Source organism: Trueperaceae bacterium, from assembly GCA_019454765.1.
Classification (GTDB): domain Bacteria; phylum Deinococcota; class Deinococci; order Deinococcales; family Trueperaceae; genus JAAYYF01.
The window spans coordinates 8,121-22,108 of record JACFNR010000045.1 but is presented as its reverse complement, the minus strand read 5'-3'; the positions used below and the strand labels follow the sequence as shown (position 1 = coordinate 22,108).

The following is a 13,988-nucleotide window of genomic DNA, read 5'->3' as shown; positions in this document are numbered from 1 at the left end:
GTTGGGATCGCGGCCCGGCCAGCTGGCCGGGCCGCTGCGCTTCAGCGGAAGCGCTCCACTCGGATCAGGTTGGTCGTGCCGCGCATGCCGAACGGCACGCCGGCCGTTATCACGAAGCGCGACTCTGGCGCCACCAGGTTGGTCTCCTGGATGGCACGCTTCGCGACGGAGACCATCTCGTCGGTGTCGTGGATGTCCTCGCTCAGGTACGGGATGACGCTCCACATGACCATCATCTGCCGCAGCGAGCGAGCGTTCGGTGTGATGGCCAGGACCGGCGTGGGCGGGCGGTTCCGCGCCACCCTCAGCGCGGTGCTGCCGCTCGACGTGAAGGTGACGATGAGTTGCGCGTCGAGGTTGTAAGCCATCTCGACCGCCGCCAGCGCCACCGCGTCGGCCGTCGACGTGTCGGCGGCCGGCACCAGCTGGTGCATGCCGCTCCGGTACTCGGCCGACGCCTCGACCGTGCGGGCGATGCGGTCCATCATCTTGACGGCCTCCACCGGGTACTTGCCGACCGCCGTCTCGGCGGAGAGCATGACCGCGTCGGTGCCGTCGAAGATGGCGTTCGCGACGTCAGACGCCTCGGCCCGCGTGGGGCTCGGGTTGTTGATCATGGACTCGAGCATCTGCGTGGCAGTGATGACCGGTTTGCCGGCGTTCAAGCACTCGCGGATGAGGTGCTTCTGGATCAGCGGCACGCGCTCGGCGGCCATCTCGACGCCGAGGTCTCCGCGCGCCACCATGACGCCGTCGACCTCCTTGAGGATCTCGTCGAAGCGGTCCACGGCGCTGGGCTTCTCGATCTTGGCCATCAGCTTCGCCTGGGAGCCAGCCCGCGCGAGGTAGTGGCGCGCCAGCAGCAGGTCGTCGCGCGTGCGCACGAAGCTCATGGCGACCCAGTCGACGTCTAGCTCGACGCCGAAGCGCAGGTCCTGCACGTCCTTGTCGGTCAGGGCCGGCAGGCTGAGGTGCGCGCCGGGGATGTTGATCCCCTTGTTGTTGCTGAGCACCCCACCCACCACGACCTCGGTCTCGATGGTCTCGCCGTCGAGGGCGGTGACCCGCAACTCCAGGCGCCCGTCGTCCAGCAGCAGCTCGTCGCCGATCTTGAGGTCGTTGACAAGGTTCGTGTAGGTGACCCCCACCCGGGTCTCGTCGCCGGGGCTGTCGTCGGCGCAGGTGATGCTGAACTTCTGGCCGACCGTCAGCTCGACCTCGTCGCGCTCGAAACGCGTCACCCTAATCTTCGGCCCTTGCAGGTCCTGGAGGATGCCGACCGACACGCCGAGCCTCTCGGCCGCGGCGCGGATGCCGGTCACGGTGGCGCGGTGCACCTCCTGCGCCCCGTGCGAGAAGTTGAGGCGGAACACGTTGACGCCGGCCCTCAACAGCTTCTCGAGCATCTCGGGTGAGCTGGAGGCCGGCCCCAGCGTCGCCACGATCTTCGTGCTGCGGTTCTTGCTCATCGCTTGTAGGCGGCCTTGCCCAGGTACCGGGCGGCGTCGCCGAGCTCCTGTTCGATGGCCAAGAGGCGGTTGTACTTGGCCACGCGGTCGGAGCGGCTCGCCGAGCCGGTCTTGATCTGCCCGGCGTTGACGGCCACGGCCAGGTCGGCGATGAAGGCGTCCTCGGTCTCGCCGGAACGGTGACTGACGACGTTCCTGTACCCGTAGGTCTTGGCGAGTTCCATCGCGTCCATCGCCTCCGTGAGGGTGCCGATCTGGTTTACCTTCACGAGGATGGAGTTCGCCACGTGCTCGTCGATTCCGCGTTGAAGCCGGGCGCTACTCGTCACGAACAGGTCGTCGCCAACGAGTTGGACCCGGCCCCCCAGGGCCTTGGTCAGCTTCGCCCAACCGACCCAGTCGTCCTCGGCGAGGCCGTCCTCGATCGACACGATCGGGTAGCGCTCGACCCACTCCTGCCAGTACGCGATCATGCCGTCGGAGTCGAGCTCCTTGCCCTCGGCCTTCAGGTGGTAGCGCCCGTCCTGGTAGAACTCCGTGCTGGCCGGGTCGAGGGCGATGCCGATCTCGTCGCCGGGGGCGTAACCCGCCTTCTCGATGGCCTCCAGCAGCACCTCGAGCGCCTCGCGGTTGCTCTTGAGGTCGGGCGCGAAGCCGCCCTCATCACCGACGTTCGTGTTGTAACCGCGTTTGGTAAGCACCTTCTTCAGGTGGTGGAACGTCTCGACGCCCGCCCGCACCGCGCTCCCGAACGTCGGGAACCCCAGGGGGACGAGCATGAACTCCTGCATGTCGACGGCGTTGTCGGCGTGCTTGCCGCCGTTGATGACGTTCATGAGGGGCACCGGCAGCACGCGCCCGTTGGGCCCACCGAGGTAGCGGTAGAGGGGAACCCCGAGGGCGTCCGCGGCGGCCCGGGCCGTGGCGAGCGACACGGCGAGGATGGCGTTGGCGCCCAGCTCGCCCTTGTTGGGGGTGCCGTCGAGTTCGCACATGGCGCGATCGATGGCGGCCTGCTCCAGGGCGTCCATGCCGAGCAGCTCGGGCGCGATGCGCTCGTTCACGTTCTGGACGGCCTTGAGCACGCCCTTGCCGAGGTAGCGTCCGCCGCCGTCTCTGAGTTCCACGGCCTCGTGGGCGCCGGTGCTGGCACCCGATGGCACGGCGGCCATGCCGGTCGCGCCGCTCGTGAGCGTCACGATCGCGCCCACGGTTGGGTTCCCGCGCGAGTCGAGCAGTTCGAGCGCGCGCACGTCTTCGATACTTGTCATCGGTCCTCCTGTACCCCGGCCTTACGAAGTCTTGAGGGGTACCACCATCGCCAGGTAACTCGGGTCGCTCAGGTCGGTCACCACGCTGGGCGCGGCTTCCGTTCCGGAGAAGGAGAAGCTGAGCCGCACGTCGCCGCTCGCGCGGCTGAGGGCGTCCACGAGGTACTTGCTGTTGTACGCGACACCGATCTCCGAATCGGTGCCTTCCTGCATCACGGGGATGGTCTCCTGGCTCCTACCGAAGCTCCCCTCGGCGGTGATGCGCACTTCGCCGTCCTTGATGAAGAGGTCGACGCGGTTGTTGGTCGTCTTGTCGGCCATGAGCGCCGCGCGGGTGACGGCCTCCGCCAGACCCGCAGCGGGCAGCGTGATGCTCACGGGGAACCGCTTGGGGATCACGCGCTCGTAGTCGGGGAAGGTCCCGTCCATCAGCTTCAGGTTCAAGGCGTAGTTGCCGTGCTGCACGCTGAGTTGGCCGGGTTCGAGGCCGAGCTTGACCTCTCCGTCGCCCAGGACGCGCAGCAACTCCTCGACGCTCCGCGCCGGCACGATGATATCGGCCGCCAGGCCCGAGCTCTCCGGTAGGTCGTAGTAGGCGAGCCGGAAGCCGTCGGTCGCCACGCTCCGGGTGCGGCCGTCAGCGAGTTCGAGCTTCACGCCGCGGAAGACGGCCTGGAAGTCCGCCACCGAGGCGGCGTACTTGACGGCCGACAGGGCGCGCTCGAGCTTGCCGGCGTCCAGTGCTCCCTGGTGCTCCGTGGGGAAGGTGAGTACCGGCGCGGCGGTGGGCGCCATGAGTTGCAGCCTAGTCGCGAAGGTGCCGGAGCTGATCTCCATCTCGCCGTCGCCGAGGTCGATGGCGACGTCCTCGGAGGGAAGCGCGCGCACCACCTGGCTGAAGACGTGCCCAACGACGGCACAACTCGCGCTCCCGGGGGAATCGACAGCGAAGCGCGCGCGGATGTCGACGTCCATGTTCGAGCCGCTGAGTTCCATGCCGTCCTCGTCGACGTCGATCCGCAGGAGGCTCAGTCCCGGGTTGCTGGAGCGACTGGGGACGATGCGCTCGACGCGAGCGAGCGTCTCGGCGAGGCTCTTCTTGGGGACGAGCACCTTCATGCAACTCTCCTGGACATCTCTCCTGGGCCTCGGGGTCTACGGCCATGCAGCCACACCGTCCGGCGCCACGTAGGTGCCGTTGGACGGGATCGGCGGCGGTCGGCGTGGCGCCGGCGTCGCGCCCGGCTAGAGCATACATCGTCCAGTGCGAGCACTTGCTGGGCCGCGGTGGTGAGGCACGGTCCCTGACCCGCTCGAGACGGGCTCGGACTCCAGGGCGCACGACCTACCCCGCTACCCGGTAGGGTTCCAACCGGGCATGCCCGCTCGGTCCTCGCGGGTTCATACAACTCTTGAAGGGGAGAACCACTAATAGTAGGGGCTGTGGAGAGTGTGGATAGCGACGTTATCGTCGTTGGGGACGACGAGGTGACTGTTGAGCGCGTTGTGGACAACTCGGGGTGGGCTGTGGAGAACTATGGCGACGCTCCACCGCAATCCCCAGGTGGTCTCCGTTGGTGACCGGTCCACAGAGACCTCCGCAGGTTGTCGACAGGTTGTCCATAGGTTTGTCCACAGGTCGCGCTGCGCTCGGGAAAGGAGCCGCGCCGGGCGTTCCCTGCCACCGGCGGTCGCGGCTCAGACCAAGGAGTCGCGGATGGTGCGCACGGCCCGGGGGACGTCGCCGTCTTCGTCGGTCAAGGCCTGGATCTTCTGCACGGCGTACATGACCGTCGAGTGGTCGCGGCCAGAGAAGTACTCGCCGATCTCGGGGTAGGAGTGCGTCGTCAGCTCGCGGATGAGGAACATGGCAATCTGGCGGGGCACGACGAGCTCCTGGCGGCGCCCCTTGCCCCGCACGTCGTCCGAGTTCACGCCGAAGTGGTCCGCGGTCCGGCGGAGGATGTCCGGCATCGTCAGGTTCATCTCGCCGGGCGCGAACACGTCCGAGAGGGCCTTGGCGACGGTCTGACGGTTCAGCGGCGACTGGTTGAGCGAGGCGTACACGATGGCGCGGACGAGTGCCCCCTCCAGTTCGCGGATGTTGGAGGTCACGTGCCTGGCGATGTAATCGATGACCTCCTGCGGCACCTTGACGCCGCGGTACTCGGCGTTCATGGCGAGGATGGCGATGCGCGTCTCCAACTCGGGGGGTTGGATGTCTGTGATCAGTCCCCACTCGAAACGGCTGCGGAGCCTCTTCTCGAGGGTGGGGATGTCCTTGGGCGGCCTGTCCGATGACACGATGAGCTGCTTGCCGGATTCGTACAAGGCGTTGAACGTGTGGAAGAACTCCTCCTGCGTACGTTCCTTGCCGGCTATGAACTGGATGTCGTCGATCAGGAGGACGTCGATGGTGCGGTAACGGTCCCGGAACTGCGTCATCCGGTCCTCGCGGATGGCCGTGATGAGATCGTTCGTGAACGCCTCGGTGGTGACGTACTCGACCTGCAGGTGTGGCTTGCTCTCGAAGACCGCGTGCCCGACCGCGTGCATCAGGTGTGTCTTGCCCAACCCGGCTTCGCCGTAGAGGAACAGCGGGTTGTACGCCCGCCCCGGCGCCTCCACCACCGCCCGCGCCGCGGCGTTGGCGAGGTTGTTGTTGGGGCCGACCACGAAGTTGGCGAAGACGTACTTGGGGTTCAGCGTCGGCTTGCGGACGGGGAGACGTTCCGTCGCCTCGGCCTCGACGATGGGGCCGCTGAACATGTCCTGCTGTTCCGTGACCTGGGTGGGGACCACTTGGAACGTGACCCGCGGAGAGTCCATCCCCAACGCCCGTAGGGCGCCCTCGATCACGTCGGTGTAGTTGCTGCGCAGCCAGTCGCGGGCGAACGTGTGAGGGACGGCGAGGACGAACGAGCCGTCGACGATGCCGTGGGGGGTCACCTGCGTGAACCACGTCCGGAACTCGACCTCCGGGATCTCCTCGCGGACTCGCGCGATGACGTCGTCCCACATCCCCTGCATCCTCCCCGCCATCGCGGAACCCTCCTTCCAGATCCGTGCAGGCAGCCACGAACGCCGCCGGCCGCGTGCGCCGAGCACAGGACCGGGGGCGCGGTTGCCGGGCGTGATGTGCCGGTCGCGCGGCGTCGAGCCGACCCGGAGTGACGCGACCCCGCCGCAAGGGGCGCGAGCTACCGATCACCACACGACCGCGGGTCGGAGGCAGCGCCGCTGTGCACGTCGGTCACGGGGTAGGTCGTGGTGCGCCGCAGGCCTCGGCAGTCTATCAGATGCTACCTGGCCGGCGGCCGTCGCCCTGCCCAGGCCGGGCGGCGCCGTGCGCTGCCGGCTGGCGGGCCCGCCCGGATCGCGGATGCCTAGGCGGGGCGGACTACTGCCGGAGTCCGGCGACGGCCGCTATACTCTGTGGCGCTCGTCGAGGCATCGGCCGGCGCCGTGGCGGGGTCACGCGCGCGGTGGTTCCGCGGCCGCGACGACGGAGGGACTGATGAAGCGCGAGTTCGACGTGGTCGTCATCGGCGGTGGGCACGCGGGCATAGAGGCGGCGCTCGCCGCCGCGCGCCTGGGTGCGCGGACGGCCATGGTCCTCCCCAACCCGGACAAGATCGGCGTGATGCCGTGTAACCCGGCGGTCGGCGGCCCGGGCAAGTCGCAGCTCGTGTTCGAACTGCAGGCCCTGGGCGGAGAGATGGGGCGCCTCGCGGACCTGACGGCCATCCATACGCGGACGTTGAACGCGTCGAAGGGAGCAGCCGTCCAGTCTTTGAGGGTGCAGAACGAGCGGGACGGGTACGCCGCCGCGGCCAGGGCGGTCGTCGAGGCCGAGGCGGGCATCGAGGTCGTCAGGGCCGAGGCAGCCGAGATCATCAGGCATGAGAACGCGGTCGCCGGCGTCTCGACCACCGACGGGCGCGTGCTGGCTGCACCGGCGGTCGTGCTGTGCACCGGGACCTTCTTGGCCGGGGTCGTGTGGTACGGCAAGCGGCAGCGCCCCGCCGGCCGTCAGGGCGAGGCACCGGCGCGACACCTGTCCGCGTCGCTGCGGGCCACGGGCCACGACCTCATCCGGTTGAAGACGGGAACCCCCCCGCGCATCAGGGCCGACTCGGTCGACCTGAGCGTCTTGCAGGAAGTGCCGTCGGACGATCCGCCGGGCACCTTCAGCGGGGTCCCGGGGCCGAGGATGACGAGCACGCCGACGTGGCTCACGCGGACCACCCCCGCCACACACGCGCTCATCCAAGAGCACCTGCACGAATCGGCGATGTATGGCGGTGATATCGAGGGTGCCGGGCCGCGCTACTGCCCATCGATCGAGGACAAGGTCGTGCGCTTCTCCGACAAGGACCATCACCTGCTGTTCGTGGAGCCGGACGGGCTCGACACCAGCGAACTCTACCTGCAGGGTCTGTCGAGTTCGATGCCGCCCCACGTCCAGGACGAGATGATCAGGACCCTCCCTGGCTTCGAGCGCGCCCGCATCCACCGTTACGCCTACGCCGTCGAGTACGACGCGCTCGACCCGGCCCAGCTCGACGTCGGGCTGATGTCGCGCCGGCTGCCGGGGCTCTTCTCGGCCGGGCAGATCAACGGGACGAGCGGCTACGAGGAGGCGGCCGCCCAGGGGCTCGTCGCGGGAGTCAACGCGGCGCGGCATGCCGCCGGGATGGCCCGCGTGACCGTGCGACGCGACCAGGGGTACCTGGGGGTGATGCTCGACGACCTCGTGCGCTGGGGCATCGAGGAGCCGTACCGCATGTTGACCTCGCGTAACGAGTACCGGCTCCTGCACCGCCAGGACAACGCCGACGAGCGGTTGATGGCTCTGGGTCACGAGTGGGGCCTCGTCGGTGACGCGGAACTGGCGCGGCACCGCGCGTCCGACGAACGGGTGCGGCGCGAGGTGGAGCGGCTCGCGAGTGTTAGGCACGACGGAGTCCTCGCCGCGACGCTGCTGTGTCGGCCCGGCGTGGAATACGAGGACGTGGCGAGGCTGACGGGCCCGGCCCGCGAGGCGTTGAGCGCAGGGGAGGTCGCCCGGGTCGTCACGCTGGTCCGCTACGCTGCGTACATCGACCGCGCTAACAGACAGCTCGGGGGTCGCGCGGCGTACGAGAGGATGAGCCTGGACGGCGTGGACCTGGAGCGAGTCGCGAGCCTCTCCAACGAGGGCCGCGCGGCGCTGCGCCGCGCGGCGCCCGCGACGCTCGGCGCAGCGCAGCGGGTGCGGGGGGTGCGCGACAGCGACGTCACCGCCCTGCTCGTTCACCTGAAGGGGCACCATCACGTCGCGGCCGAGGGCGCGAGCGGCTGAGGGGATGTTTCACGTGAAACAATCGGCACGGATGCCGTCGGGCACGGCGCTGGCGCCCTCTCGACTCTGGCCCGACCGGGCCGTCGGGGCAGCGCGCGCCGCGCGGACGGGGCGCCGTGCCTGACCGTCGCGACGCCGCGGCGGGGTCGCCAGAAGAACGGTTGGCGCGGTACCGCGACCTCGTTGGGCGCTACCACCCCGCGCTCGACCTCGTCTCGAGGCGCGCGTTGGACGACCTCGACCGGCTGATCGACGAGGCCGGGCGGTACGCGACCCTGATCGAACGGTTGGTCGGCCCCGCCCCGTGCGTCGTCGACGTGGGCTCTGGGGCGGGCCTCCCCGGTGTCGTCGTGGCGGTGGCCATGCCCGCCGCGAGCGTCCACCTCGTCGAGCGCAGGCGCCGCCGGGCGGCCTTCCTCGAGCTCGTCGTCGCACAGCTCGGCCTGGCGAACGCGCGCGTCTTCGCCGGTGACGTGCGCGCCCTCGAGGACGTGGTCGCCGACGTCGTGACCGCGCAGGCCGTCGCGTCCCTCCGGGACCTAGCCTCGCTGACCGAGGGGGTCAGGGGCCCCGCCTGCTGGCTGGTGTCGCGGCGGGGGCCGGGGTGGCGCGAGGGGCTCGTGGAGCCGGCCGATCTGCCTGGCCGCGGGGCTGTCGAGGGCCCGGAGGCGCCCGAAGCGGTGGCGCGGCGCGGTGTGCCTGCAGGTCCCGCCGCCCATGCCCAGACCGGATGGGCGGCAACCCAGGTGGTCGAGGAAGAGCTCGGGCCCCGTGGTAGCCTCGTCGCCATAAGGCTTCCCGGAGGTTCTGCGTGCCGATCATCGGCGTGATCAACCAGAAGGGCGGCGTCGGCAAGACCACCACAGCGGTCAACCTGTCTGCGGCGTTGGCGGGGAGGCGCCGCATCCTGCTCGCCGACCTCGACCCGCAGGCCAACGCGAGCAGCGGCGTGGGAGTCACGGCGCCGGAGCGCACCGTCTACGACGTCATCGCCGGCCGCGCCTCGGCGCGCCAGGCCGTCTGCGCCACCTCGACGCCGAACCTGGACCTGCTTGCCGCCACCGGCGACCTGGCCGGAGTGCAGGTCGAGGTCGACGCCGGTCGTGAGAACATGCGCCTGCTGGCCCGCGGCCTGATGGGGGTGCGACCGAACTACGACTTCATAATCGTCGACGCGCCGCCGTCCATGGGTATCCTCACCCTCAATGCGCTCGCCGCCGCCGACCTGCTGGTGGTCCCGCTCCAGACCGAGTACTACGCGCTGGAGGGCATAGCGTCCATGATGGACACCGTGGAACGCGTGCGCGGCTCGGTGAACCCCGACCTGCGCATCCTCGGGATCCTGTTGACCATGTACGACGGTCGCACGCGCCTCTCCCAGGAGGTCGAGGAGAACGTACGCAAGCACTTCGGAGGCCTCGTGTTCGAGACGATCATCCCACGTACGGTGCGCCTGGCCGAGGCGCCGTCCTACGGCCAGTCGGTCCTGGCGTACGCGCCCACATCGCAGGGCGCCGTGGCCTACGAGGCGCTGGCGGAGGAGGTGATCCGCCGTGTCAGCGAAGCCTAGGGGCCTCGGCCGGGGGCTCGACGCGCTGCTACCCAAGGTCGAGAAGGGCGGCGTGCAGCAGTTGCAGGTCACCCGGCTGATCCCCTCCCCGTTCCAGCCTCGCAAGCGGCTTGACGAAGCCGGCATCGCGGAGCTGGCCGCGTCCATCGCCGCCAAGGGCGTGCTCCAGCCGATCGTCGTGCGACCCGTAGACGGCGGCTTCGAGATCGTGGCGGGCGAGCGGCGCTTCAGGGCGGCGCAGCGCGCCGGCCTCACGAGCCTCCCCGCCATCGTCAGGGAGCTCAGCGACCAGGAGACGCTGGAGATCGCCATCGTCGAGAACCTCCAGCGGGAGGACCTGAACGCCATGGAAGAGGCGCGTGCTTTCAAGCTGCTCCTCGACTTCGGCATGAACCAGGAGCGCGTCGCGGAGGCCGTCGGCAAGAGCCGCAGCGCCATCGCGAACACGTTGCGGTTGCTCGCCCTCCCGGAGCGGGCGCAAACGGCGGTCGAGGACGGCGTGATCGCGGCGGGCCACGCGCGGGCGATCCTCGGGCAACCGGAGACGGACCGCGACTGGGCGCTGGATGAGATCGTCAGGCGCGGGCTCACCGTTCGGGAGGCCGAGGGCCTGCGGCGCCCGGCGGCCACGCCGAGCCGCACCAGGCCCGCCGGCCGCTACGTGAGGCTGGAGGAAGACCTGAGCCGGTTCGCCGGCACGCGGGTGACGATCGCCGGCGGCGCCAAGAAGGGGCGCATCGAGCTCCACTTCAAGGGCGAGGACGAGCTGCAGCGCCTGTTGGAACTGCTCGGCTACCAGGGCTGAGGTCCGGACCGGTCACCGGCCGGCGCGTCGGCGCTGAGCGGCCTGGGCGGGTCGGTCGACGCCGGCGACCAACGCACGCCGGTGGTACGATGCACCGAAGCGCCGACGGGCACGGCCTCCGGGCGGGGTTCCGCGCGGCGGCTTCGCGCTCTCGACCGGACCCGCGTCGGGCGCTCGAATCGAACAGAGGTGACGTCATGAAGCAACCCGTTCGCGTCGCGGTGACCGGCGCCGCTGGGCAGATCGGTTACGCGCTGCTGTTCCGCATCGCATCCGGCGCCATGCTCGGTCCCGACCAGCCCGTGATCCTTCAACTGCTCGAGATCACACCCGCCCTGAAGGCGCTCGAGGGAGTGGTCATGGAGCTCGACGACTGCGCCTTCCCGCTCTTGCACGGCGTGGTGGCCAGCGACGATCCAGCGGTGGCTTTCAAGGAGGCGGACTTCGCGCTCCTCGTCGGGTCGCGGCCCCGCGGACCCGGCATGGAGCGCAAGGACCTGTTGCAGGCGAACGGCGCCATATTCACGGCGCAGGGGCGCGTCCTCAACGACCACGCCGCCCGCGGCGTGAAGGTGCTCGTGGTCGGCAACCCCGCCAACACCAACTGCCTCATCGCCATGCGCAACGCGCCCGACCTCGCCCCGGAGCAGTTCAGCGCCATGACGCGCCTCGATCACAACCGGGCCAAGAGCCAACTGGCCGCCAAGGCCGGAGCCAAGGCAGGCGAGGTCACCCGCATGACCATCTGGGGCAACCACTCGAGTACGCAGGTGCCCGACCTGAGCCACGCCGCGGTGGCGGGCCGACCCGCCACCGAGCTGGTCGACGAGGCCTGGGTCGAGGACAGCTTCATCCCCACGGTGCAGAAGCGCGGCGCCGCCATCATCGACGCGCGTGGCGCCTCCAGCGCCGCGTCGGCGGCCAACGCGGCCATCGATCACGTGCGCGACTGGGTGCTCGGCACGCCCGACGGCGACTGGGTGAGCATGGGCATCGCCAGCGGCGCTTACGGTGTGTCAGAGGGCCTCATCTACTCCTACCCGGTCACCGTCAAGGGCGGCCGCGCGACGGTGGTGGAGGGGCTGGACCTGAACCCGCGGGTGAAGGAGCGGATGAAGAAGTCGGAGGCCGAGCTGCTCGAGGAGCGCGAGGCCGTTCGAGACCTGCTCTAGGCGGGCGACCGGTCACGCCCCGGGTCCGCAGGAACGCGGCGCCCGGGGCGTTCCGCGTGTTGCCGCGGGACCGCCGGCCGGGCGCTGCGCGCCGCACCTACCAGGCACCGGCCGTGCGGCGAGTCGTTCCTATTCGCGCCCCGACCTGCTATTCTCGGACGTGCGGGGCGGAGTTCCGGTCGATCACCAACTCGGAGCGATTCCGACATGCTAGGCTGGTTGGCAGGGAGCGCATGAGTACCTCGCTGGAGATGCCGATGGAAGAGTCAAGGCACAGCAACGACGGCCCCGCCGCCAACGGCGGCGCGCACGCTGAGCACGGGTGCGAGGCGGCCAGCGCCCGTGAGGTGCTCCGCGAGTACGGTCTCCGTTACAGCCGGCCCCGCGAGGTGATCCTCTCGTTCCTCCTGGAGGAGGACAGGCACGTCAGCGCCGAGAGCCTGTACCTCGACCTCAAGCAGCGGGGCGAGGACCTGAGCCTGTCTACCGTCTACCTCAACCTGTCGGCCCTGGCGGGCGCCGGGCTGGTGCGTGAGTTCAGGGGCGCGGCTGGGCAGGCGTTATACGACAGCAACGTCAGCACCCACTACCACGTCGTCTGCCCGGCCACGGGCGAGGTGCAGGACGTGCCGGCGCCCATGATCGACGGGGTGCCCCTTGGTCGCTTCCTCAAGGAGTACGTGGAACGCCACACCGGCTGGGACGTCGACGAGCCGCGTTTCAGCCTCACTGGGCGCCCCCCTAGCGCCGCCGACGACTGAGCCGACGCTACGAGCGGACGCGAGCCGGACAGCCGCGCCGGCACGTCTAGTAGTAGCCTCTCCTGAGGCGGCGCAAGGCCGCCCGGCCGGGAGGGTAGGCAGTGGGGCCTAACGACGACAGCACCGCACAGGACGAGGCGACGGTCGGCGAGCCGACGGCGAGCGCAGGCACGCTCGAGGTCAGGCCCCTGTCGAGCCACGAGGAGCTGCTGGCGGTCGAGCAGCTGCAGCGCGACGTATGGGGCCTTGACGAGGTGGAGATCGTGCCGGGCTCGCAGATCCGCGCGGTCATCCACGCCGGCGGCCAGTTGGCGGGGGCCTTCGTCGACGGCAGGTTGGTCGGCTTCTCCTACGGCTTCCTGGCGCAGCCGCACGGCCGGGGGATGCGCGGACCCGGCCTGCACTCGCACATGGTGGCCGTCAACGCCGCCGCTCGCGGGCACGGCGTCGGACGGGCGCTCAAGTGGGATCAGCGGGCATGGTGCCTCGCCCGTGGCCTCGGCTGGATCACCTGGACCTTCGACCCGCTGCAGGCGCGCAACGCCAACCTCAACCTGGAACACCTCGGGGCGGTCGGGGCCGAGTACCTCCCCGACTTCTACGGCCCCATGAGCGGCCCGCTCGGCGGCGGGCAGGCCACCGACCGGCTCTTGGCGCTCTGGCCGCTGGCGAGCGACGTGGTGGAGGGACTGCGAGCCGGCGGCGTGCGGCCCGCCGCCCCGCGCCCCCCGGCCGCGGTCTGGGCCTTGCGGCGCGCCGGCGAGGGAGCGCTGGCCGGGCCGCAGCTCGTGCCCGTCGACGACGAGGCCGTGAGCAGGGGTGCGGCCATCCTCGTGGCCGTTCCGACCGACGTCACCCACCTCCTGGGCGCCGCGCCAGACCTCGCGCGCGCCTGGCGGGCCGCGGTCGGGCGAGCGATGATCCCCCTCTTCGACCGCGGCTACGCGGCCAGCCGGATGGTCGAGGGCGCCTACGTCCTCCAGCCGTTCGGAGAGGATGTAAAGGCGGCAGTTGGAGAATGGTAACCGACACTTGACAATCTGTTAACCACCTCTTATCATCTTCTCGAGGAGGCGAGGAGATGAACGCGTACCTGGACATCCGCCGCACCAACGATCGTCCGAGCGAGCTCAGGGCCGAAGCCGCGAACATCCGCCTGGCCCGCGCCGCCGGCGCCGGCTTCCGCCACCGCTTGGCGCTACGCCTGCAGGCCTGGGCCGCGCGGATCGACGACGGGCAGCGCACGCACGACCACGGTGGCCGCGGGCCCGGCGAATCGCCCCGGGCCGTCCCCAACCTCCGCTGAGCAGCCGCGCTGCTCGCGATCACTCCGGCGCGCCGGCCGTGTTCGCCGTCAGGGAGAGAGAGAATGAACGAGATCGAACGGGTAGCCAACATGGTGGCCGACGGCCGCATCACAGCCGACGAGGGCGATCGGCTCATCGCCGTGCTCAGGTCCGTGGCGGCCGGCGTCAGGGAGCCCGACGGGGAGCCCGACGACGGCCGCGTGCCGACCGAGACAACGCTCGGGTCGGCGGCGCGCGTCGAGGTCTCCGACGTCCCGCCGGCGCCCCGCCCCCCTGAGGCGCCGCGTGC

At 70.1% G+C, this 13,988-nt stretch carries 13 protein-coding genes; 9 read left to right on the top strand and 4 right to left on the bottom strand.

The features are described from left to right. Nucleotides 1–41 precede the first annotated feature (41 nt). The 4 genes from pyk to dnaA form a co-directional block, all read right to left on the bottom strand. Nucleotides 42–1,469, bottom strand: coding sequence for a pyruvate kinase (pyk, locus tag H3C53_11290; protein MBW7917251.1), 1,428 nt, complete (start codon nt 1,467–1,469; stop codon nt 42–44). Beyond that, on the bottom strand, nt 1,466–2,740 hold the full coding sequence (gene eno / locus H3C53_11285) for a phosphopyruvate hydratase (GenBank protein MBW7917250.1): 1,275 nt from the start codon (nt 2,738–2,740) through the stop codon (nt 1,466–1,468). Before eno ends, pyk begins: the two co-directional genes overlap by 4 nt. Before the next feature lie 21 nt (nt 2,741–2,761). Then, a complete protein-coding gene (dnaN, locus tag H3C53_11280) occupies nt 2,762–3,859 on the bottom strand; it encodes a DNA polymerase III subunit beta (GenBank protein MBW7917249.1) in 1,098 nt (365 codons plus the stop codon). A gap of 579 nt (nt 3,860–4,438) precedes the next feature. Next, nucleotides 4,439–5,782 (bottom strand): chromosomal replication initiator protein DnaA, encoded by a 1,344-nt coding sequence (gene dnaA / locus H3C53_11275; protein MBW7917248.1) that lies wholly within the window; start codon nt 5,780–5,782, stop codon nt 4,439–4,441. Nucleotides 5,783–6,257: 475 nt separating this feature from the next. On the opposite strand from dnaA, the gene mnmG reads away from it, so the two are divergent. The 9 genes from mnmG to H3C53_11230 all read left to right on the top strand — a co-directional run. Next, nucleotides 6,258–8,084 carry a tRNA uridine-5-carboxymethylaminomethyl(34) synthesis enzyme MnmG gene (gene mnmG, locus H3C53_11270; GenBank protein MBW7917247.1) on the top strand — a complete coding sequence of 609 codons (1,827 nt, stop codon included), beginning with the start codon at nt 6,258–6,260 and terminating at the stop codon, nt 8,082–8,084. A 116-nt stretch (nt 8,085–8,200) separates the two neighbouring features. Further along, on the top strand, nt 8,201–8,914 hold the full coding sequence (locus tag H3C53_11265) for a class I SAM-dependent methyltransferase (protein MBW7917246.1): 714 nt from the start codon (nt 8,201–8,203) through the stop codon (nt 8,912–8,914). Further along, the gene (locus H3C53_11260) at nt 8,896–9,654 is read left to right on the top strand and encodes a ParA family protein (protein ID MBW7917245.1); all 759 of its coding nucleotides are present in this window, start codon (nt 8,896–8,898) and stop codon (nt 9,652–9,654) included. Before H3C53_11265 ends, H3C53_11260 begins: the two co-directional genes overlap by 19 nt. Next, nucleotides 9,638–10,459 (top strand): ParB/RepB/Spo0J family partition protein, encoded by an 822-nt coding sequence (locus H3C53_11255; protein ID MBW7917244.1) that lies wholly within the window; start codon nt 9,638–9,640, stop codon nt 10,457–10,459. The genes H3C53_11260 and H3C53_11255 overlap by 17 nt, the downstream gene beginning before the upstream one ends. 197 nt (nt 10,460–10,656) lie before the next feature. Continuing rightward, entirely contained in the window at nt 10,657–11,631 is a 975-nt protein-coding gene (locus H3C53_11250) for a malate dehydrogenase (GenBank protein MBW7917243.1), read from the top strand. Between the two features lie 257 nt (nt 11,632–11,888). Continuing rightward, nucleotides 11,889–12,392 carry a transcriptional repressor gene (locus tag H3C53_11245; GenBank protein ID MBW7917242.1) on the top strand — a complete coding sequence of 168 codons (504 nt, stop codon included), beginning with the start codon at nt 11,889–11,891 and terminating at the stop codon, nt 12,390–12,392. Nucleotides 12,393–12,493: 101 nt separating this feature from the next. Beyond that, a complete protein-coding gene (locus tag H3C53_11240) occupies nt 12,494–13,417 on the top strand; it encodes a GNAT family N-acetyltransferase (protein MBW7917241.1) in 924 nt (307 codons plus the stop codon). Between the two features lie 56 nt (nt 13,418–13,473). Beyond that, nucleotides 13,474–13,698 (top strand): hypothetical protein, encoded by a 225-nt coding sequence (locus H3C53_11235; protein MBW7917240.1) that lies wholly within the window; start codon nt 13,474–13,476, stop codon nt 13,696–13,698. 63 nt (nt 13,699–13,761) lie between these two features. Further along, nucleotides 13,762–13,988 (top strand): hypothetical protein (locus H3C53_11230; GenBank protein ID MBW7917239.1); only part of this gene is annotated, 227 nt, incomplete at its 3' end.